The organism is bacterium (genome assembly GCA_035945995.1).
Taxonomy (GTDB): Bacteria; Sysuimicrobiota; Sysuimicrobiia; order Sysuimicrobiales; family Segetimicrobiaceae; genus DASSJF01.
In genome coordinates this window covers 1-19,238 of record DASYZR010000139.1, presented here as the reverse complement: position 1 = coordinate 19,238, position 19,238 = coordinate 1, and the positions used below count along the sequence as shown (strand labels likewise).

The following is a 19,238-nucleotide window of genomic DNA, read 5'->3' as shown; positions in this document are numbered from 1 at the left end:
CCTCATACGATGGCGCCGTTGCGCATGCCGATGTGCCGGTCGGCCAGGGACGCCAGCTCGGCGTTGTGGGTGACGACGATCACGGCGCACCCGGTCCCGGTCGCGCCGCGCAGGAGGCCGATGATGTCCCGGCCGGTCGCTTCGTCGAGCTCGCCGGTCGGCTCGTCCGCGAGCAGCAGCGCCGGCCGGTTGGCGAGCGCCCGCGCGATCGCCACGCGCTGCATCTCGCCCCCGCTGAGCTGGCCCGGCCGGTGCCCCGCGCGTCCGGACAGTCCCACCTGCTCCAACAGCGCCGCCGCCCGGGCCCGGCGGGCCGCGGCCGGGACGTCGGCTTCCAGCATCGGCAGCATCACGTTTTCCTCCGCGGTCAGCATGGGCAGCAGAAAGAACCGCTGGAACACGAAGCCGACGTGCCGGAGGCGCAACCGCGCGAGCACCGCGTCGCGGAGGGTGTGGGTCGGATGCCCGAGCAGGGTCACCGCCCCGGCCGTGGGCAGGTCCACGCCGCCCAGGAGGTGCAGCAGCGTCGACTTACCGCAGCCGCTCGGTCCGACGACGGAGAGCATGCGGCCCGGCTCAACGGCGAGGCTCACCCCGCGAAGCGCGTGCACGGCTCCGCCGGCCGCACGGTAGTCCTTGACCACCTCCTCGGCGGCGACGACCGGGGCGGCGGCGGTCACGACAACACCTCGGCGTGCAGCGTCGCCGCGACCGGGCTCCGTGCCGCGACGGCGGCCGGGTACGCGCCGGCGAGCGCCCCGGTACCGATCAGCAGGACCACCGTCCGCGCGGCGGCCCCGGGCGTCAGCACGAAGAAGTGCAGGTCGACCGGGAGCCCAGGCGCCTGCCGGAGGATCGCGTCCAGGTACCGGGCGATCACGAGTCCGAGCCCGAACGTCCCCGGCAGGCTCGCCGCGCTCAACGCGACCCCTTCCAGCACGACGAGGCCCGCGATGCGACCGCGCGTGAAGCCGATTGCCCGCAGCATCGCGATCTCGCCGAGGCGCTCGCCGACCGAGAGCGTCACGATCGCGGTGACCAGCAGAAACGAGACGGCGACGGCGAGCGCGCCGAGGATCAGGGAGAACTGGTTGAAGTACGTGAGCCGCGTCGCGAGGCGCGCGAGGAACCCGGCGACGCTGAGCGCGTCAACGCGCGGGTCCCGGAACGCGATCCAGCGGGTGAGCGCGGGGGCGCGCGCCGGGTCGCGGAGGCGGACCAGGATGAGGGAGGCCGGGCCCGCGGGGCGGCCCTGCAGGGCGCGCAGGTCGGACGTCGCGATGGAGAGGGAGCGCTGCGTCGCCAGGTCGACGTAGAAGTCGGCGACGCCGGTCACCCGAAACGCGCGGGGCGCCGCAATCGGCGCGAGGCCGCGCGACGGCCCGGCCGCGAGCACCAGCGTGTCCCCGAGGCGCACGCCGTCGAGCCGCACCATGTTCGGGTTCACGATCACCGCCGGCAGGGCACTCCCGGTCGGAGGGCTTCCGGCGGTGCCGGCCGGCGGCCCGGCGCCCCCGGGCAGATCGCGGCCCTCGAGCATGCCGTAGGCGCCGGTCCCGCCGGCCGGCACCGCGAGCACAAACGCCGGAAACCGCCGGCCGCGGCGCGTGACAAAGATGTTGGTGCCGACGACCGGCACGGCCGCGGTGACGCCGGGTTGCCCGCGGATCGCAGCGGCGAGCCGGTCGGCGTCGGGAATCTCCGCGTCGCCGGTGAACGGCAGCGTGCCTTTGGGCAGGACGCGGACGGCGAATCCGATCCGGCTGAGGACGGTGCCGAGGCTCGTCTCCAGGCCGTGGGCCAGCATCGTCATGTCGAGCAGCAGGGCCCCGGTGACGGCGAGCCCGACGAGCACCAGCAGCGTGCGCACGGCGTTCCGTCCGAGCGTCCGGCCGGCGAGGAACACGAGGGACCGCACGGTTCGCCTAGCGGCCGATCTGGTCCAGCGGCCGCCGCCGGAGCAGGCGCCACGCCGTGAGCGCCCCGGCTGCGATGCCGAGGACGATGGACAGCGCCGCCGCCTCCACGACGAGACGCCACGAGATGCGCGAAAAAACGAGCTCGGTGTCGAACAGCCGCCGGTAGTACCCGTTGATCGCGAAGGACAGAACGTACGCCAACCCCACGCCGGCCACGCTCCCGATCGTCGCCACGGCGGTCGCGATCAGGAGCGCGGCGGCGGTCACGGTGCGGCCGCCGATCCCCATGAGGCGCATCGTCCCGACTTCGCGGCGCATCTCTTCCCCGCGCAGGGTCATGATGGTGACCAGGAAGACGCTGCTGGCGACGACCGCGATGGCGCCGATCGCACGGTGGAACCGGGCGACCACCTCAAAGGAGCTCGAATTGCGGCGGGCCAAGTCGGCGGACGTGTAGGCGTGGACGCCCAACCCCATCGCGGTCAGTTCGGCCGCGAAGCGCGAGCCCCCGTCCGGGGGCAGGCGTAGGCGCACCACGATGCTGTCGGCCTCGTCGGTCTGTCCCGGCAGCGCGGGGTCGATCAGGGAGGCGAGATCCGTCAGGTGCAGACGGATGTCGGCGTCCCGGTCGGCGACCTCCGTCGGATACACGAGCGGCCGGTAGACATCCGCCACGCGGACGGTGCGCCAGGGCCCGGCCGCGGTCGGGGCGACGTCGATCAGGTCCCCCACCGCGACGCCGAGCGCCCGCGCGGTCCGGTCGCTCACGGCGATGTCCGGCGGCGGCGCAGGGGAGGCCCCGGCGCTCGGAGACCCCGTGCCCGCGGCCGCGGCGAGCAGGGCCGCGGCGATCAGGCCGAGACCGGTGAAGGCCGGGGCCCGCGTCGGAACCCCTTACCGACTCTCCCCGGCCGGGGACAGGCCGGTGGGGGGCGGCGGCGTCCGAAACGCCACCGCGAGCCGGTCGTAGGTCACGGTCAGCTCTTCCGGGAGCACCTTGGTCTCACCCAGCACGGGCATGAAGTTGGTGTCGCCGACCCAGCGCGGCACGACGTGGGTGTGCAGGTGTCCGGCGATGCCGGCGCCGGCCGCGTGTCCGATGTTCGTGCCGATGTTGAAGCCTTCGGGATGGTAGACGTCGCGCAGCGCGCGCATCGCCGCCTGCACCAGGCGCGCCATCTCGAGGTGCTCCGCGTCCGTGAGTTCCGCGGGATCCGCGACGTGACGGTGCGGTACTACCATGAGGTGGCCGGAGTTGTACGGATACATGTTGAGGATCACGAACGCGAGCGGCGCCTGGACGAGAATGCCGCGGTCGCGGTCCCGCCCTTCCCGCGGAAAGGCGCAGAAGATGCAGTCAGGCACCGGCGGGGCCTTGATGTACTGAAGCCGCCAGGGGGCCCACAGCAACTTCACCCGGCGCGGCTCCGGCGAAGGTGCTCGAGCGCCTGCTGCGCGGCGGCCTGCTCGGCTTCCTTTTTGCTCTTGCCCCGGCCCTCGCCGATGACGCGGCCGCCGGCCTCCACCACCGCCACGAACGCCCGGTTGTGCTCCGGCCCCTCCTGGCCCGTGATGCGGTACCGCGGCAGGCGCCGCTCGCGCTGCTGCACGAGTTCTTGCAAAAGGCTCTTGTAGTCGCTGCCGCCCGGTTCTTCGAGGCGGGCGAGGTCTTCGGCGAACCAGCGCGTGACGCAGTGGTGCGCGACGCCGTAGCCGGCGTCGACGTACACGGCCCCCACGAGCGCCTCCAGCGCGTCGGCGAGCAGCGACGCGCGCGCCCGGCCCCCGCCCTTCTCTTCGCCCCGCCCGAGCAGCATGTAACGCCCGAGATCCATGCCGCGCGCGATGTGCGCGAGCGGTCCCTCGCTGACCACGGCCGCGCGCAGCCGCGCGAGATCGCCCTCGAGCCGCGTGGGAAACATCCGGTAGAGGTGGTCGGCGACCACGAGGTTCAGGACCGCGTCGCCGAGAAACTCCAGCCGCTCGTAGTTGTCGCCGTGCCGGCTGCGCGCGTCCGTCCCGACGGAGCCGTGCACCAGCGCGGTGTGCAGCACCGTCCGGTCGCGGAAGCGAACGTCGAGCCGGCGCTCGAGATCGGCCAGTTGCGCGTCCCGATCGGGAGGGAGCGGCTCGATCACTACGACGGGCTCCGCACGATCAGGATCGAGTTGTGCCCGCCGAACCCGAAGCCGTTCGACATGGCCGTCGTGATCCGTGCCGCGCGCGCCACGTTCGGGATGTAGTCGAGGTCGCAGTCGGGATCGGGCGTCTCGTAGTTGATCGTGGGGGGGAGCCATCCCCGGGCGACCGCCAGCACCGCGGCGATCAACTCCACGCCGCCGGCGGCGCCGAGCAGGTGTCCCGTCATCGACTTGGTCGAGCTCACCGGGACGCGCGGGGCGGCGTCGCCGAAGACCCGCTTGATCGCGATCGTCTCGAACTTGTCGTTGAGGGGGGTGCTCGTCCCGTGGGCGTTGATGTAGCCGATCTCGTGCGGCGCGAGGCCCGCGTCGCGCAGCGCCCGGCGCATCGCAAGCGCGGCGCCCTCGCCTTCCGGGTCCGGCTGGGTGATGTGGAACGCGTCGGCGCTGGCGCCGTACCCCGCGAGCTCGGCGTAGATCCGCGCACCGCGCCGTTCGGCGTGTTCCCACGCCTCCAGCACGACCACGCCGGCGCCCTCGCCCATCACGAACCCGTCCCGGTGAAGGTCGAACGGCCGGACGGCCTTCTCCGGGGCGTCGTTGCGGGTGCTGAGCGCCTTCTCCGCGCAGAACCCGGCGAGACTGAGCGGCGTGAGCGCGGCCTCCGTGCCGCCGCACAGCATCGCGGTCGCGTCGCCGCGCTGGATCTTGCGCATCGCCTCGCCGATCGCGTGGCCGCCGGTCGCGCAGGCGGAGGCGATCGAGAAGTTGGGGCCGCGCGCGCCGATCAGCATGCTCACGACCGCGGCGGCGCCGTTGTGCATCATCATCGGCACGAAGAAGGGGCTGACGCGCCCGGACCCGCGTTCCAGCAGGAGCTGGTGCTGCGCCTCCCAGGTAATCGCGCCGCCGCTCCCCGTCCCGATCACGACGCCGAGATCGTCCCGCAGGGCCGGCGTGACCTGGAGGCGCGCGTCGTCGAGCGCCATCCGCGACGCGGCGACGGCGAAGTGCGCGCAGCGGTCGTTGCGCCGCACATCCTTGCGGTCGAGATAGGCCGTGGCGTCGAAGTCCGGGACTTCGCCGGCGATCTGCGATTCGAACGGGGCCGGATCGAAGGCGGTAATGCGGCGAACGCCGGACCGTCCCTCCATCATCGCGTTCCAGAATTCGTCGGCGCCGGTGCCGATCGGGCTGATCACGCCCAGTCCGGTCACGGCGACCCGTATCTGCGTCATTGCGTCACCGGGGCCGCCCCCGCGGGAATGCGGTACGGGCGTCCGCCCATCCTACTCCGCGGGCGCCTCCACGTGGCTCTCGATGTACTTGACGGCCTCGCCGACGGTCGAGATCTTCTCCGCGTCCTCGTCCGGGATCTCGATATCGAACTCCTCCTCCAGCGCCATGACCAGCTCGACGACGTCGAGGGAATCCGCGCCCAGATCTTCCACGAACTTCGACTGCGGCGTGACCTGACCGGCGTCGACGCCCAACTGCTCCACCACAATCGCCTTGACCCGGTCAAATGCCGATGCCATGCTTCATCCACCCCCTCGTTCGCGTCGATGCCCCCCGCTGGATCGCCCAGGGGCGTCCGCGAGGCATTGCATACGAGCCCGGCACATCCGTTCGCGTCGATGCCCCCCGCAGGATCGCCCAGGGGCGTCCGCGAGGCACTGCATGCGAGCCCGCCCGGCACATGCGTTCGCGTTACCGCATCACCAGCCCGCCGTCCACGTTCAGGACCTGCCCCGTGACGTAGGATACGTCGTCCGAGGCGAAGAACGCCACGGCCGCGGCGACCTCGTCGGGCCGGCCGGTGCGGCCGACGGGAATCTGTTCCACGAACCGCGCGCGCTGCTCCCCGCTCAATTTGCCGGTGAGCCCCGTGTCGATGTACCCTGGGGACACCGCGTTTACGGTGATGCCGCGCCGGGCGACCTCGCGCGCCACGGCCTTGGTGAAGCCGATCACGCCGGCCTTCGCGGCGATGTAGTTCGCCTGCCCCGGGTTCCCAACCTCCGCGACGACGGAGGCGATGTTGACGATCCGTCCCCACCGTTGCCGGAGCATCTCGCGCAGCACCGCGCGCGTCAGGTAAAACGTGCTGTGCAGGTTGACCGCGAGAATGTCGTGCCAGTCCTCGTCGCGCATGCGCACCAGCAGGCCGTCGCGGGGCAGGCCCGCGTTGTTGACCACGATGTCGAGCCGGCCGCGCCACGCGTGCGCGGCGTCCGCGAGCCGGCGGCACGCCTCCGCGTCGGTCAGATCCGCCTGGACGATGGTTCCGCTGCCCCCCGCCCCGGTGATCCGCCGCAGCGCTTCCTCCGCGCCCTCCGCGTTGCGCCCGTAGTGCAGGACGACCGCCGCGCCGTCGCGCGCCAGTCGGCCCGCGATGGCTCCGCCGATGCCTCCCGACGCCCCGGTCACCAGCGCGACCCGGCCCGCGGCGATCATCGCGGCGCGTCCCCTCCCATCTCCCCCCGCGCCGCCTCCCCGCCCCGGGCGGCCGCGCGGGTCGCGCCCAACGCGATCAGGGTCTCGTCCCGCGACGCGGTGTCCTCGACGTGCCACGTCGCGGCCTCGACCGTCCGGCGGATCATGCCGCTGAGCGTCGTGCCGGGGCCGATCTCGACGAACGTCCGCACGCCGCGCGCGTGCATGGCGCGCACCGACTCTTCCCAGCGCACCGGGGAGGCGACCTGCGCGAGGAGGGCGCGCCGGATGTCGTCCGCCGTCTGCACCGGCGCCGCGGAGACATTCGCCACCACGGGGATGGCCGCGTCGCGGATCGGCAGGTCCTCGAGCTCGGCCGCGAGGCGGGCGGCGGCCGGCGCCATGAGGCGGGTATGGAACGGCGCGCTCACGGCCAGCGGGAGGGCGCGCCGGGCGCCGGCCGCCCGGGCCGCGTTCAGCACGGCGCGCACGGCCGCCGCCTCCCCGCCGACGACGATCTGGCCGGGGCCGTTGAAATTGGATGGCTCCACCACGCCGAGATGCGCATGCGCCTCGCACATCGCGCGTACGTGATCGGCCTCGAGCCCGACGACCGCCGCCATCATGGTGTCGAGTCCGTCGCACGCCTCCTGCATGTAGCGGCCGCGCCGCCGCACCAACCGCACGGCGTCTTCGAGCGACAGGGCGCCGGCGCAGACGAGCGCGGTGTATTCGCCGAGGCTGAGCCCCGCGGCGCAGGCGGGGGTGAGCGGGATTGTCGCAAGACAGGCGAGGCTGGCGGTCAGGATCGCCGGCTGCGTGTTCTCGGTTTGCCGCAGCGCCTCCTCCGGTCCCTCCGCGCACAGGCGGAGGAGATCCAGCCCCGCGGCGTCGCTCGCCCGCCGGAATACCTCGCGCGCCTCCGGAAAGCGGTTCGCGAGGTCGCGGCCCATCCCGACGTACTGCGCGCCCTGGCCGGGGAAGACCGCCGCGATCACGGCGCCCCCCCGCCCCACCGTATCGCGCACGCGCCCCAGGTGTACCCGGCGCCGAACGCGACCATGACGCCGACGTCCCCTTCGTGCACCCGTTCGGACGCCACCGCCTCATAAAGGGCGACGGGCACCGACGCGGCCGAGGTGTTGCCGTACCGTTGGACGTTCACGTAGAACTTTTCGAGCGGCACCCGGAGCCGGTGCGCGGCGGACTGGATGATGCGGAGATTCGCCTGGTGCGGGATGACGAAATCCACGTCGGCCGGCCCGAGGCCGGCCCGCACGAGGGCGTCCTGCGCGGCCGCGGGGATGGCTTTGACGGCGAACTTGTACACCTCGGGTCCCGCCATGTGGATGGTGTGCTCATTCCGCTCGACCGTTTCAAAGGACGCCGGCCGGCGGCTGCCGCCCGCCGGCAGATAGAGCTGGCCGCCGCCCGCCCCGTCCCCGCCGAGGGCGAACGACAGGAAGCCGAAGCCGGGCCGCGCCGGCCGGACCACCGCCGCGCCCGCGGCGTCCCCGAACAGCACGCACGTCGACCGGTCCTCCCAGTTGGTGATGCGCGACAGCGTCTCCGCGCCCACGACGAGAACGGTCTCGGCTTGGCCCGACGCGACGGCGCCGTGCGCCACGCTCAGACCGTACATGAAACTGGAGCAGGCGGCGGAAACGTCCAGGCAGCCGACCGTCCGCGTCCCCAGGCGCTGCTGCAGCAGGCAGGCCACGTTCGGAAACACCATGTCGGGCGTCGTCGTGCCGACGACGATGAGGTCGACGGCCGCCGCGTCGATCCCCGCCGCCGACAGCGCCTCGACCGCGGCGCCGTACGCGAGGTCCGACGTGGCGACGCCGGCGTCGGCGATCCGGCGCTCGCGGATGCCGGTGTGCGACTCGATCCAGGCGTCCGTCGTCGACACGGCGGCCGCGAGCTCGGCGTTCGCCAGCACGCGCTCGGGCACGTAACGGCCCAGTCCCACGATCGTGGATCCCGTGTGCACGCGTCTCCTCCCCGGCTGCGACTAGATGGCGGGAAATCCCTGTGCCGGCGCGGGCTCGGCCAGCCGCGCGACGTCCGAGCGGATCGCCTCGACCATTCGCGCGCGGACGGACTCGGCGGCCAGGGCCACGGCGTTGCGAATCGCCCGGGCTTTGGAACTCCCGTGGCTCACGATGCAGACGCCGTCGACGCCGAGGAGCGGCGCGCCGCCGTATTCGGTGTGGTCGAGCCGCAGCGCCAGGGCCCGCAGGCGCGGGCGCGCCAGCGCCACGCCGAGCCGCACGAGCAGCCCGCGGCTGAGTTCCTCGCGCAGCAGGCTGAAGATCCCGTGGGCCAGCCCTTCGCCGAACTTGAGGACGACGTTGCCGACGAAGCCGTCGCAGACGACCACGTCGGCATCGCCGGCAAAAACCCCGCGTCCCTCGACGTTGCCGATAAACCGCAGGCCGGAGCGCCGCAGCAGCTCGGCGGCGCGGATCACGAGTTCGTTGCCCTTCGTGTCCTCCTCGCCGTTGCTGAGCAGTCCGACGCGGGGCGACTCGACGCCGAGGACGCGGGCCGCGTACGCGCTGCCCATCACCGCGAACTGCAGCAGGTGCTTCGGCCGGCAGTCGACGTTCGCCCCGGCATCGAGCATCAGCGCGCGGCCTCGGAGGGTCGGCAGCACCGCGCCGATCGCCGGCCGGTCGATCCCTTCGATCGGCCGGAGCGTCAGGAGCGCCGCGGCCATCATGGCGCCCGTGTTGCCGGCGCTCACCATGGCGTCGGCCTCCCCGCGGCGCACCAGGTCGATGGCGACGCCGATCGAGGAGCGCCGCTTGCGGCGCAGCGCCATGGCCGGGGCCTCCCCCATGCCGATGACTTCGGGTGCCTCGACGATCCGCAGCGCGGCCGCCTGCGCGCGCGACGGGACCTGCCGGACCTCGTCGCGCAGCCGCTCCGTCGGCCCGATGAGAATGACTTCAACCCCGAGCTCGCGGACCGCGTCGGCGGCGCCGGCCACGATCTCTCGCGGCGCGTGGTCGCCGCCCATGGCGTCGAGCGCGACGCGCATCATCCGCGGCGCCGCTTAGGCGCTCGTGTCTTCTTTAGTCTTGATTTGAATCACCTGCCGGCCCCCGTAGTATCCGCAGGTGGGGCATGCGCGATGGGGCACCATGCGCGCGTGGCACTGGGGGCAGTCCACGAGGGTCACGGCGCGCGTCCGGAACACGGCGCGCCGGGACGCCGTGCGGGCCTTGCTGAACCGCCGCTTGGTCAGTCCCATTCGTCACGCTCCTTTTGTGCGCCCGCGCCGCGATGACATCGACCTATGCCGGTCCGGCGCGCCAGCGCCGCAGCGCATCCAACCTCGGATCGAGATCGTGCGGTTCGCAGTCGCACGGGCCGTCGTTGAGGTCCGCGCCGCACCGAGGACAGAGCCCCGGACAATCCTCCCGGCACCGCGGGGCCAGCGGCAGCGCCAGGACGACGTGCTGCCGCACCACCTCGGTGACATCAATCATGTCCCCCGCCTCAACCGGAACCAGAAAATCGCCCGGCACCAGCTCCCGCACGGGCGCGTCGGGCTCGGGCGCCTCGCTCCGCGGTCCGAACTGCTCCGTCACGTCGGCTGCGATCGGCAACGGAAATCGCCGAAGACAGGCTCCGCAGACACAACTCGCGACCGTCCGAACCCGGCCTCGGAGGGAGACCCCGCCGGCCGAACCGGTCAGGACGAGTTCTCCCGTGACGGGTTCGACGAAGGACACGTCTTCCCCGGGCGCCGGGAGCGGCTCCGCGAACGCGAGGACGCGGGCGCCGTCCCGGTCCGCCAGGAGCTCGCTCACGTTCACGCGCACAGTCGCCCCACCTCACAACATGTGCCCGGCGCGACGCGCCGGGCACACGGGAGCACCGCTCCGATTATATGAACGCACGCCCGGCATTGTCAAGGAAACGCCGGCGGGGGAGGAATCGCGTTTCATGCGGGCCGGATATTTTGATTCAGCCGGAAGAAATTCCCCCGGTCGTACTTCATCTTCAGAGCGGCGAGCCGTTCGTGATTGACGCCGTACGCCTCCCGCACGCGCTCGTCGCCTTCGGCGCCGAGGTAGTTGACGTAGACGCCGCCGGTCGAGAACGGCCGGGTCCGCTGCCAGAGGTCGCGCGCCCAGGCGACGTTCCGATCGGTCTCGGCGGCATCCTCCCAGCCGGCCAGGATCAGCAGGCTGTACATGGCGTCGCGGTGTTCGAACGCGGTGGCGGTCTTGTCCACTCTCGCGACGGCGCCGCCCATCGGTTCGAACGCAATAATCGAGTACCGTGACGGCGCCCGTTCAAAGCCGTCCACGACGATATCGATCAGCTCGTCACTGAGAGCGGAGAAGAAGTTGGCTTTCCAGTAGTTCAGGCGGCCGGCGGGGAACATCGGCTCCACCAAACGTTGCAGCTCGAGGTAGGACACAGGACGCAATTCCGAGATGTCGGGCGTGCCGAAGGCGCGCACGTCGTGCAGGGCCCGTTCGCCCCCCTCCTCCGGTCCGGTGTAGACCGCGCGCATGCCGACCCGAGGAGACTCCGGGTCGGGCCGCGCCAGGTTCGCGTACACCGTCACTATGTCGGGCGCCCCGCCCGAGAACTCGCGATAGAAGCGCAGCACGTCGCGGGCGCGCGCGAGCGGATGTCCGGCCAGGGCGGCGGGCAGATACGGACCGACCGGGTGCAGGTCGAACTCGAATGAGGTCACGACTCCGAAGTTCCCGCCTCCGCCGCGCAGGCCCCAGAAGAGGTCGCTCTCCTGCGCCGCGTCGGCGGTGACGACACGGCCCTCGGCGGTCACGAGTTGCGCCGAAACCAGGTTGTCACACGCGAGACCGCATCGTCGCATCAGGTACCCGAGGCCGCCGCCGAGAGTAAACCCCGCGATCCCGGTCGACGGCACGAGGCCGCCCGTCGTCGCGAGCCCATGCGCCTGCGTCGCCGCGTCGAGGTCGCCCCAGACCACGCCGCCCTCGGCCCGCGCGCGGCGGCGTTTGGGATCGACCCCGACGCGCCTCATCCCGCCGAGATCGATCACGAGGCCGTCGTCACAGACGGCGTTGCCGGCGATGTTGTGCCCGCCGCCGCGCACGGCGACGACCAGCCCTTCCGCGGCTGCGAAGTTGACCGCGGCGACCACGTCGGCGACGTCGGCGCAGCGGACGATGACGCGCGGCCGCCGGTCGATCATGCCGTTCCAGACCCGCCGGCCGGTTTCATAATCGGGATCGCCGGGCAGAACGACCGCGCCGCGCACGCCCTGCGCCAACGTCCCAAAGTCCGCGGCCATCCGCGGGCTACTCCGGGCGGCGCGGCCTCGGCAGCCGCGCTTCGACCGCCGGCGGGATGAGGCCCGTCACGGCGCCGCCGAATCCGGTCACCTCCCGGATCAGCGTCGAGCTCAGGTAGGCGTACTCCGGGCTGGTCATCATGAACACCGTCTCGATCTCGGGATGCAGTCGCTTGTTCATGGCGGCCATCTTCAGCTCGAATTCGAAGTCCTCGTTCGCCCGGAGTCCCCGGACGATGACGCCGGCCCCGATCGACGCGGCGAATTCGACGGTCAGCCCCTCGAACGCCCGCACCTCGATGCCGTCCTGCCCGGCCATCGCCGCCCGCAGCATCTCCACGCGGTCCGCGGTCGAAAACATCGCCCGCTTGTCGACGTTCGTCGCCACCGCGACGACGACGCGCCCCCAGACGCGGCGCGCGCGGACGATGATGTCGAGATGGCCGTTGTGCACCGGGTCGAAGCTGCCCGGATAGAGCGCGGTGACGTGCCCCGGCTCCCTCATGCGTCCCCCCCGCCTTCTTTCGTGTAGAACCACAGCCCGGTCTCGCCGTAACGCGCGGCCCGGATCCGCGTCAAACCTGAGACGTCGCCGGGGTCGTCGCGCCAATGCCCTTCGGCCGCCACGAGGCCGTCCGCCGCCAGGATCGGCGACGCCGCCAGCCGCCGCAGCGTCCGCGCCGGCAGGTCTTGGCCGTACGGCGGGTCGAGCACGATCAGGTCGAACACCACCCCCTCGCGCTCGAGGGCGCCCACTTCGGTCTCGACGGCGCCCCGGCGGACCTGGCCGCGGTCCTCCAGGCGCGCCGCCGCGAGATTCCGCCGGATGGCCGCGGCGGCGCGCGCGTCCCGCTCCACGAACACCGCCTGGGCGACGCCCCGGCTCAGCGCTTCCAGGCCGAGCGCGCCGGTGCCGGCGAACAGGTCGAGCACGCGCGCCTCGGGGAGCCGCGGGGCAAGCGAGTTGAACAGGGCCTCTTTGACGCGGTCGGACGTCGGCCGCACGCCGGCCCCGGGCCGGCGGATGTGGGTTCCCTTCGCCGTGCCCGCCGAAATCCGCATCAGCCGACGCGCACGTTGTCGACCGGCGCCGCGCCGAACCGCGCGTGGAGGGCCCGGGCGACGGGCCGGTGCGCCGGTTGCCGCAGCGCGGGGTCGGCGGCGAGCATCGCCGCGGCGTCGGCCCGCGCCCGTTCGAGCCAGTCCCGGTCGCGCACGAGATCGGCGATCCGGAGGTCGCCCAGTCCGTGTTGCCGCAGGGCCTCGCGGCCCGCCTCGCCGAGCAGCTCGCCGACGCCGCGGAGCTCGAGGTCGCGCTGCGCGATGACGAATCCGTCGGCGGTATCGCGCATCGCGTCGAGGCGGACGCTCCCGTCCTCGGTCTTCGGATCCGCGACGAGCACGCAGTGCGACGGGTGCGGCCCGCGGCCCACCCGGCCGCGCAGCTGATGGAGCTGCGACAGCCCGAAGCGATCCGCGTCCTCGATCACCATGACCGTGGCGTTGGGAACGTCGATGCCGACCTCGATCACGGTCGTCGCGACCAGCACATCGATGCCGCCCGCGCGGAGTGATCGCATGATCCGGTCGCGGTCGTCGACCCTCATGCGCCCGTGCAGCACCTCGACGCGGAGCCCGGCCAAGGGGCCGGCGGCGAGGCGCGCGGCCAGGTCGGTCGCCGCCTCGGCCTGCAACGCGTCGGATCCCTCGATGAGGGGACACACCACGTACGCCTGGCGGCCCTCGCGAACCTGCTCGGCGATCCAGGCGTAGATTTGCGGACGGCTCGCCCCCGGCCGGACGTAGGTGCGGATCGGCGTGCGGCCGGGCGGCAGTTCGTCGATCACCGAGACGTCGAGGTCGCCGTACAGCGAGAGCGCGAGCGTCCGGGGGATCGGCGTCGCGGTCATGACGAGCACGTCGGGCCGCTCGCCTTTGCCCCTGAGCGCCGCCCGCTGCGCGACCCCGAAGCGGTGCTGCTCGTCGACGACGATGAGACCGAGCCGCGCGAAGGTCACGTCCTCTTCAATGAGGGCGTGCGTGCCGATAACGAGATCGGCGCCCCCCTCGCGGATCAGGTCGAGCGCTTCGCGGCGTGCCGCGCGCGACAGTCCGCCGATCAGGAGGACCGGGGTGACGCCGATCGGCTCGAGCAGCGTCCGCAGCGTGAGGTAATGCTGCCCGGCGAGGATCTCGGTGGGCGCCATCAAAGCACCCTGCGCCCCGCCCCCGATGCAGCGCAGCAGCGCCTCCGCGGCGACCACGGTCTTGCCGGAGCCCACGTCGCCCTGCAGCAGCCGGTTCATGGGGTGCGGCGCCCGCATGTCGCCGCCGATCTCGTCCAATACCCGCCGCTGGGCCCGGGTCAGCCGGTACGGCAGGCGCGCGGCGAACCGGTCCACCAACGGGGCCGCGTCGCCGTACCGGATCCCCTTCGGTTCGCGCTCCCGCGCCTGTTTATGCTGCAGCAGCAGCGTCTGAAACAGCAGCAGTTCCTCGTACACCAGCCGCCGCCGCGCGCGCTCCTGATCGTCGAGTGTGTCGGGAAAGTGAAGATCGCGGAGCGCCCGCGGAAGCGACGGAAACTCGTAGCGCCGGAGCAGCGCCTCGGGCAGCCATTCCCGGACGGAGGGCACGTACTCGTCGAGCGCCCGCATGACGGTGGCGCGGAGCACGCGCTGGCTGAGTCCCTCCGTGGCCGCGTACACCGGCACGATCCGCCCGGCGTGCAGCGTATCCTCGCCCGGATCGAGCACCTCGAACTCCGGGGCGATCATCTGGATTTCGCCGGCCTGCCGCTGCACGCGGCCGTGCAGAATCACGCGCGCCCCGGCCGGCAGCTGCCGGGCGATGTAGCCCTGGTTGTACCAGACCGCGTGCAGCACCCCGGACCCGTCGGTGATCGCGGCTTTGACGATGACGAAATTCCGCCGCCGGCGCGCCCGGAACGCCCGGATGCGGCCGACGACCCCCTCGACGGTGTCCACCGTGCCGTGGGTGAGGTCGTAGATCTGGTGCAGGGTGCGCCGGTCCTCGACCCGCCTGGGAGGCCGGTACAGGAGATCCGCGACGGTGCGCAGACCGAGGCGGTCCTCGAGGCGCTTCGCCCGGTCCGGCCCTACGCCGCGGAGATACCGGAGCGGCGTGTCGAGAGGATCGCCTTCGCGCGCGGGCCCGCCGCCGGGGACCGCGGAGCCGGAGGTGGGTCCTTCGGGGGCGCGCAGCGGCGGGGCGCCGGCCGCACGGGTCGGTGCCCTACGTGCGCTCGGCATGCCGCCCGTCCTCCTGCGTCGAGGTGGGTCGTGTGTCGGGAGGTGCCTCGCCGACCGGCGTATTCGGGCCTCTCTCTTCTACGCGCGTGACGTTGCCCCTGCCGCCGGCGATGTGCTAGACTGAGCGGCGGTGTTCCCAAGGAGGTAAGTCCAATGGCACGGCGCTGCGCCGTGTGCGGCAAAGAGCCGCGCACCGGCAACCTGGTCAGCCACTCGCATCACAAGACGAAGCGGCGGTTCAACCCGAACCTGCAGCGCGTGCGGGCCCTCATCGACGGCTCGCCGCGGCGCGTCATGGTCTGCACGGCATGTCTGAAGGCCGGCAAGGTGACCCGGGTCGCCTGACCGCCCGCGCTAGACGGCCGCCTCGCCACGCCGGAGGGCCGTGATCAGCGCGCGCATCTCGTCTCCGTTCAGCACGTAGCGGTCTCCGCAGAACCGGCACGTCACCTCCGCCTGCCCTTCCTGGGCCAGCAGCGACTCGAGTTCGTCCACCCCGAGCACGCTCAGCATCTCCTCGACCCGCTGCCGGTTGCACTGGCACGTGAACGTGACCGGCCCGGTGGCGAGCCCGTCCGACGTCAGGCCGTCCAGCGCCGCCGTCATGAGTTGCTCGGGCGTCTGCCCGGCGGCGACGAGGTCCGTGATCGGGGGCAGCGACCGCAGGCGGCTCTCGACCTGCGCGACGACGTCCGGGTCTGCGCCGGGCAACGCCTGGACGCACAGACCGCCGGCCGCGAGCACACGCAGGTCGCGGCCGACCAGCACGCCGAGCGCGACCGCCGATGGGACCTGCTCCGAGCGGGCGAAGTAGGCGGCGAGGTCTTCCGCGATCTCCCCGGAGACCAGCGGCGCCGACCCGTAGTAGGGCGTGCGCATCCCGAGGTCGCGGGTGACGTGCAGCGTTCCCTTGCGGCCGACGAGCCCGCCGACGTCGAGTTTGCGCGCCGGCGTGGCGGGGAGATCGGCCTGCGGATTCATGACATAGCCCCGCACGCGGCCGGCCGCGTCGGCCTGCGTGATGATGCCGCCCGCCGGACCGTCGCCGAGCACCCGCAGGGTCACCAATTGCCCGTCTTTGAGGCCCGCCGAGAGGAGCGCGGCCGCGGTGAGGCTGCGGCCGAGCGCCGCCGTGGCCGTGGCGGACGTGGCGTGTCTGATCCGGGCGTCTTCCACAGTCTCCGTCGTGACCGTTGCCAGGGCGCGGACGCGCTCGCCCGCCACCGTGGCGCGGACCATGTAGTCCCGCATTGCGCTGTGTCCTCCTGCGTCTTGCGTTTCGACTATCCGCCCAGCGGATGCATTGGATTGGCCGGTCCGTGTCCCCCCCCGAGGGGCAGCGCCCGCTCGATCGCGGCGGTGATGAACGTTTTCGCCGTCCGGACCGCCGTGCGCGGCGGCTCGCCCCGCGCGAGCTCCGCGGTGATGGCCGCGGAGAACACGCATCCCGTGCCGTGCGTATGCCGGGTCGCGATGCGCGCCGCCTCGAGCCGCTCGAACCGCTCGCCGTCGTACAGCGTATCGACCGCGGGGCCCTCGAGGTGGCCGCCCTTGATGACGACGTAGCGCGGCCCGAGGCCGGCGATGCGGCGGGCCGCTTCGTCCACGTCGGCCGGCGTGCGGATCGGCGCGCCGCACAGCGCCTCCGCTTCCGGCAGATTCGGCGTCACCACCAGCGCGAGCGGCAGCACCCGGCGCCGGAGCGCGTCGACGGCGTCCGGCCGCAGCAGCGCCGCACCGCTCTTCGCGATCATCACCGGGTCCACCACCAGGTTCTCGAGCCGGTGGTGCCGGATGCGGCCCGCCACCGCTTCGATGATCGGCGCGCTGCTCAGCATGCCGGTCTTCGCCGCGTCGACCCCGATGTCGGAGACGACCGCGTCGATCTGCCGGGCGACCATCTCGGGCGGGATCTCGACGATGCCGGTCACCTCCCTCGTGTTCTGGGCGGTGATCGCGGTGATCGCCGTCATGCCGTACACTCCCAATACGGAAAACGTCTTCAGGTCGGCTTGAATGCCGGCCCCGCCGCCGGAATCCGAGCCTGCGATCGAGAGCGCCCGCGCAATCGCCATCGTCGTCCCTTCCCTATTGAGTCTTCCTCACGGAGCGAGATGATTCCAGCCGGCGGGCCGCAGCGGCCGGCATTCGCCGTCCGCGGCGGCCACCCAGCGGCCCTCGGCTTCGGAGAGCACGTCGCCGATGCGGGTGACCTCCACGCCGGCCGTCGCCGTCAGCTCGCCGACGCGGCCGCCAAAGCCTTCCGGGGCGGTGATGAGCAATTCGTAATCTTCGCCGCCGCCGAGGGTCCAAACCTCGGCCGCCACCCCGGCGGCGCGCACCGCCTCGGCGAAGCCCGCGGGCACCGGGAGCCGGGCCGCGTCCAGCCACACCCCGACCCGCGACGCCTCGGCGAGATGGAGGAGGTCGCTCGCCGTGCCGTCGCTGGTGTCGATCATGGCCGTCACGAGTCCCGCACGGGCGAGGCCGCCGAGCACGCGGCCGGCCGCCACACGCGGGGACGGACGCCGGTACGCGGCGGCCAGGCTCTCGCGGGCCGGGACGTCGGCGTCGGGGTGTTCGAGCACAAAGCGTCCCGCCGCCGCCTTGCCGGTGTGGCCGGTGATCCAAATCCCGTCGCCCGGCCGTGCGCCGCGGCGAAGCACCGCCTGCTCGACGTCGCCCAGCAGCGTCACGTCCACGGCGAGCGGCCCGGACGTGGCGGAGACGTTGCCGCCGACGACGGCGACGCCGTGCAGGCGGGCGAGCTCCGCCAGTCCTGTGTAGAGGCCGTCGAGCGCGGCGGTGGCGGCCGGCCGCGGGATCAGGAGGGATACGAGCGCGTAGCGCGGCTCCCCGCCCATGGCCGCGATGTCACTCAGGTTCACGGCGAGCGCCCGCCAGCCGACGTCGGCCGGCGAGCACAGGTTGCGGGTGAAGTGCACGCCCTCCACCTGCACGTCGCAGGTGGCCAGCATCGCGGCACCGGCCCGCAGGACGGCCGCGTCGTCGCCGATGCCGACGATCACGCCCCGGCCGGCGCCGGGGACGATGGCCCGCAGCCGCTCGATCAGTTCGAACTCGCCGAGCGGCGCTCCGGCCGGCTCCCAGTCAGTTCCGCCCGCCACGCGCCCGATCGACCTCCTCCCGGAGACGCCGGGTCGCCTCGGCCATGTCGCCGGCCATCGTCACCGCGGTGATCACCGCCACGCCGGCGGCCCCGGCGCGGATGACCGCGCCGGCATTCTCCACTGTAATGCCTCCGATGCCGACCACCGGCAGGTCGCAGGCGCCGGCGACGGCGCGGATGCGGGCGAGGCCCACGGCGTCCCCGGCATCCGCCTTCGTTCCGGTGGCGTACACGGCGCCCACGCCCACGTAGTCGGCGCCGGCGCGGGAGGCGGCGCGCGCCTCCTCCACGGTCGCCGCCGACACGCCGAGGAGGGGTGCCGGTCCAAGCAGCGCCCGCACGGCGCGCGCGGGAAGGTCGTCCTGGCCGACGTGGACGCCGTCCGCCGCCGAGGCCATCGCCACATCGACCCGGTCGTTGACCAGGAACGTAACCCCGCCGGCACGGCAGCGGGCGGCGATGGCCGCCGCCGTCTCGGCGATCAGCCGCGCCGGTTCCTCTTTCATCCGAAGCTGAATCGCGGTGGCGCCCCCGCGGATCGCGGCCTCCGCGATTTCCTGATGGGTCCGGCCGCGGGCGTGCGCGGGTCCGGCGGTGATCACATACACGCGCCAGTCTCCACGCGTCATCACGGCCGGCCGTCCCGGCCGGGTGCCGCCTCGACGCGCCAGGCCGCCTGGGCGGCCACGGTCTCCGGCTCGAGGGCCGCGAGCGCGTCCAGGAGCGCCACGCGAAAGGATCCCGGCCCGGCCGCCCGCTCCGCGGCCTGCTCGGCGGCGATCTCAAAGCAGGCCAGGCCTGCCGTCGCCGCGGCGAGCGGATCCCGCTCGACGGCGACGAACGCGCCGACGCACGCCGTGGCCATGCAGCCGCTGCCCGTGATCCGCCCGAGCCAGGGATGGCCGCGCGCCAGATGCACCAGACGGGTGCCGTCGGTGACCACGTCGGCCGCGCCCGTCGCGGCGATCGCGGCACCCAGCCGGACCGACAGGGCCGATGCGAGCGCGGCGACCGGGCCGCCCGTCCCCGCCGGATCGG

23 protein-coding genes are annotated in these 19,238 nt (G+C 72.8%); 1 reads left to right on the top strand and 22 read right to left on the bottom strand.

All coding sequences use genetic code 11. From position 1 onward, the window contains the following. Nucleotides 1-2: 2 nt before the first annotated feature. The 17 genes from VGZ23_15795 to recG all read right to left on the bottom strand — a co-directional run bounded on the left by VGZ23_15795 (nucleotide 3) and on the right by recG (nucleotide 15,070). A complete protein-coding gene (locus tag VGZ23_15795) occupies nucleotides 3-680 on the bottom strand; it encodes an ABC transporter ATP-binding protein (protein HEV2359055.1) in 678 nt (225 codons plus the stop codon). Further along, on the bottom strand, nucleotides 677-1,918 hold the full coding sequence (locus tag VGZ23_15790) for an FtsX-like permease family protein (GenBank protein HEV2359054.1): 1,242 nt from the start codon (nucleotides 1,916-1,918) through the stop codon (nucleotides 677-679). The genes VGZ23_15795 and VGZ23_15790 overlap by 4 nt, the downstream gene beginning before the upstream one ends. A 7-nt stretch (nucleotides 1,919-1,925) precedes the next feature. Beyond that, on the bottom strand, nucleotides 1,926-2,687 hold the full coding sequence (locus VGZ23_15785) for an ABC transporter permease (protein ID HEV2359053.1): 762 nt from the start codon (nucleotides 2,685-2,687) through the stop codon (nucleotides 1,926-1,928). Nucleotides 2,688-2,813: 126 nt separating this feature from the next. Beyond that, entirely contained in the window at nucleotides 2,814-3,335 is a 522-nt protein-coding gene (locus VGZ23_15780) for an HIT domain-containing protein (GenBank protein ID HEV2359052.1), read from the bottom strand. Then, nucleotides 3,332-4,057, bottom strand: coding sequence for a ribonuclease III (gene rnc, locus VGZ23_15775; GenBank protein ID HEV2359051.1), 726 nt, complete (start codon nucleotides 4,055-4,057; stop codon nucleotides 3,332-3,334). Before rnc ends, VGZ23_15780 begins: the two co-directional genes overlap by 4 nt. Continuing rightward, on the bottom strand, nucleotides 4,057-5,298 hold the full coding sequence (fabF, locus tag VGZ23_15770) for a beta-ketoacyl-ACP synthase II (GenBank protein ID HEV2359050.1): 1,242 nt from the start codon (nucleotides 5,296-5,298) through the stop codon (nucleotides 4,057-4,059). Before fabF ends, rnc begins: the two co-directional genes overlap by 1 nt. Nucleotides 5,299-5,349: 51 nt before the next feature. Further along, complete coding sequence (gene acpP, locus VGZ23_15765) at nucleotides 5,350-5,598, bottom strand: acyl carrier protein (GenBank protein HEV2359049.1); 249 nt, start codon at nucleotides 5,596-5,598, stop codon at nucleotides 5,350-5,352. Nucleotides 5,599-5,770: 172 nt separating this feature from the next. Further along, nucleotides 5,771-6,517 (bottom strand): 3-oxoacyl-[acyl-carrier-protein] reductase, encoded by a 747-nt coding sequence (gene fabG / locus VGZ23_15760; GenBank protein HEV2359048.1) that lies wholly within the window; start codon nucleotides 6,515-6,517, stop codon nucleotides 5,771-5,773. Beyond that, the gene (fabD, locus tag VGZ23_15755) at nucleotides 6,514-7,494 is read right to left on the bottom strand and encodes an ACP S-malonyltransferase (protein ID HEV2359047.1); all 981 of its coding nucleotides are present in this window, start codon (nucleotides 7,492-7,494) and stop codon (nucleotides 6,514-6,516) included. Before fabD ends, fabG begins: the two co-directional genes overlap by 4 nt. Then, the gene (locus tag VGZ23_15750; protein ID HEV2359046.1) at nucleotides 7,491-8,489 is read right to left on the bottom strand and encodes a beta-ketoacyl-ACP synthase III; all 999 of its coding nucleotides are present in this window, start codon (nucleotides 8,487-8,489) and stop codon (nucleotides 7,491-7,493) included. The genes fabD and VGZ23_15750 overlap by 4 nt, the downstream gene beginning before the upstream one ends. Before the next feature lie 21 nt (nucleotides 8,490-8,510). Further along, the gene (plsX, locus tag VGZ23_15745; GenBank protein ID HEV2359045.1) at nucleotides 8,511-9,545 is read right to left on the bottom strand and encodes a phosphate acyltransferase PlsX; all 1,035 of its coding nucleotides are present in this window, start codon (nucleotides 9,543-9,545) and stop codon (nucleotides 8,511-8,513) included. Nucleotides 9,546-9,557: 12 nt separating this feature from the next. Next, a complete protein-coding gene (gene rpmF / locus VGZ23_15740; GenBank protein ID HEV2359044.1) occupies nucleotides 9,558-9,755 on the bottom strand; it encodes a 50S ribosomal protein L32 in 198 nt (65 codons plus the stop codon). Nucleotides 9,756-9,798: 43 nt separating this feature from the next. Further along, entirely contained in the window at nucleotides 9,799-10,329 is a 531-nt protein-coding gene (locus VGZ23_15735) for a DUF177 domain-containing protein (GenBank protein HEV2359043.1), read from the bottom strand. Between the two features lie 122 nt (nucleotides 10,330-10,451). Continuing rightward, nucleotides 10,452-11,798 carry an FAD-binding oxidoreductase gene (locus VGZ23_15730; protein ID HEV2359042.1) on the bottom strand — a complete coding sequence of 449 codons (1,347 nt, stop codon included), beginning with the start codon at nucleotides 11,796-11,798 and terminating at the stop codon, nucleotides 10,452-10,454. A 7-nt stretch (nucleotides 11,799-11,805) separates the two neighbouring features. Beyond that, the gene (gene coaD, locus VGZ23_15725; protein ID HEV2359041.1) at nucleotides 11,806-12,303 is read right to left on the bottom strand and encodes a pantetheine-phosphate adenylyltransferase; all 498 of its coding nucleotides are present in this window, start codon (nucleotides 12,301-12,303) and stop codon (nucleotides 11,806-11,808) included. Beyond that, entirely contained in the window at nucleotides 12,300-12,860 is a 561-nt protein-coding gene (rsmD, locus tag VGZ23_15720) for a 16S rRNA (guanine(966)-N(2))-methyltransferase RsmD (GenBank protein ID HEV2359040.1), read from the bottom strand. The genes coaD and rsmD overlap by 4 nt, the downstream gene beginning before the upstream one ends. Continuing rightward, nucleotides 12,860-15,070, bottom strand: a complete 2,211-nt coding sequence (recG, locus tag VGZ23_15715; protein ID HEV2359039.1) for an ATP-dependent DNA helicase RecG — start codon at nucleotides 15,068-15,070, stop codon at nucleotides 12,860-12,862. The genes rsmD and recG overlap by 1 nt, the downstream gene beginning before the upstream one ends. A gap of 153 nt (nucleotides 15,071-15,223) precedes the next feature. Here recG and rpmB point away from each other — a divergent pair, with 153 nt between their 5' ends. Beyond that, complete coding sequence (gene rpmB / locus VGZ23_15710; protein HEV2359038.1) at nucleotides 15,224-15,415, top strand: 50S ribosomal protein L28; 192 nt, start codon at nucleotides 15,224-15,226, stop codon at nucleotides 15,413-15,415. A 9-nt stretch (nucleotides 15,416-15,424) separates the two neighbouring features. Here rpmB and hslO read toward each other — a convergent pair whose 3' ends face one another. The 5 genes from hslO to VGZ23_15685 form a co-directional block, all read right to left on the bottom strand. After that, nucleotides 15,425-16,321 carry an Hsp33 family molecular chaperone HslO gene (gene hslO, locus VGZ23_15705; protein HEV2359037.1) on the bottom strand — a complete coding sequence of 299 codons (897 nt, stop codon included), beginning with the start codon at nucleotides 16,319-16,321 and terminating at the stop codon, nucleotides 15,425-15,427. A gap of 32 nt (nucleotides 16,322-16,353) precedes the next feature. Beyond that, nucleotides 16,354-17,145 carry a bifunctional hydroxymethylpyrimidine kinase/phosphomethylpyrimidine kinase gene (thiD, locus tag VGZ23_15700; protein HEV2359036.1) on the bottom strand — a complete coding sequence of 264 codons (792 nt, stop codon included), beginning with the start codon at nucleotides 17,143-17,145 and terminating at the stop codon, nucleotides 16,354-16,356. Nucleotides 17,146-17,172: 27 nt separating this feature from the next. Beyond that, complete coding sequence (gene thiL, locus VGZ23_15695) at nucleotides 17,173-18,198, bottom strand: thiamine-phosphate kinase (GenBank protein HEV2359035.1); 1,026 nt, start codon at nucleotides 18,196-18,198, stop codon at nucleotides 17,173-17,175. Then, nucleotides 18,182-18,829, bottom strand: a complete 648-nt coding sequence (gene thiE / locus VGZ23_15690) for a thiamine phosphate synthase (protein ID HEV2359034.1) — start codon at nucleotides 18,827-18,829, stop codon at nucleotides 18,182-18,184. The genes thiL and thiE overlap by 17 nt, the downstream gene beginning before the upstream one ends. Beyond that, on the bottom strand, nucleotides 18,829-19,238 hold a 410-nt coding region (locus VGZ23_15685; protein ID HEV2359033.1), incomplete at its 5' end, for a hydroxyethylthiazole kinase. The genes thiE and VGZ23_15685, both read right to left, overlap by 1 nt.

What these genes read in the sequence shown, in the direction of transcription:
- rpmB (HEV2359038.1), top strand. Translation starts at nt 15,224, where the DNA reads ATGGCACGGCGCTGCGCCGTGTGCGGCAAAGAGCCGCGCACCGGCAAC.
- acpP (HEV2359049.1), bottom strand. Translation starts at nt 5,598, where the DNA reads ATGGCATCGGCATTTGACCGGGTCAAGGCGATTGTGGTGGAGCAGTTG.
- plsX (HEV2359045.1), bottom strand. Translation starts at nt 9,545, where the DNA reads ATGATGCGCGTCGCGCTCGACGCCATGGGCGGCGACCACGCGCCGCGA.
- coaD (HEV2359041.1), bottom strand. Translation starts at nt 12,303, where the DNA reads ATGAGGGAGCCGGGGCACGTCACCGCGCTCTATCCGGGCAGCTTCGAC.
- hslO (HEV2359037.1), bottom strand. Translation starts at nt 16,321, where the DNA reads ATGCGGGACTACATGGTCCGCGCCACGGTGGCGGGCGAGCGCGTCCGC.
- recG (HEV2359039.1), bottom strand. Translation starts at nt 15,070, where the DNA reads ATGCCGAGCGCACGTAGGGCACCGACCCGTGCGGCCGGCGCCCCGCCG.
- thiD (HEV2359036.1), bottom strand. Translation starts at nt 17,145, where the DNA reads ATGGCGATTGCGCGGGCGCTCTCGATCGCAGGCTCGGATTCCGGCGGC.
- fabG (HEV2359048.1), bottom strand. Translation starts at nt 6,517, where the DNA reads ATGATCGCCGCGGGCCGGGTCGCGCTGGTGACCGGGGCGTCGGGAGGC.
- rpmF (HEV2359044.1), bottom strand. Translation starts at nt 9,755, where the DNA reads ATGGGACTGACCAAGCGGCGGTTCAGCAAGGCCCGCACGGCGTCCCGG.
- VGZ23_15730 (HEV2359042.1), bottom strand. Translation starts at nt 11,798, where the DNA reads ATGGCCGCGGACTTTGGGACGTTGGCGCAGGGCGTGCGCGGCGCGGTC.
- rsmD (HEV2359040.1), bottom strand. Translation starts at nt 12,860, where the DNA reads ATGCGGATTTCGGCGGGCACGGCGAAGGGAACCCACATCCGCCGGCCC.
- fabF (HEV2359050.1), bottom strand. Translation starts at nt 5,298, where the DNA reads ATGACGCAGATACGGGTCGCCGTGACCGGACTGGGCGTGATCAGCCCG.
- thiE (HEV2359034.1), bottom strand. Translation starts at nt 18,829, where the DNA reads ATGACGCGTGGAGACTGGCGCGTGTATGTGATCACCGCCGGACCCGCG.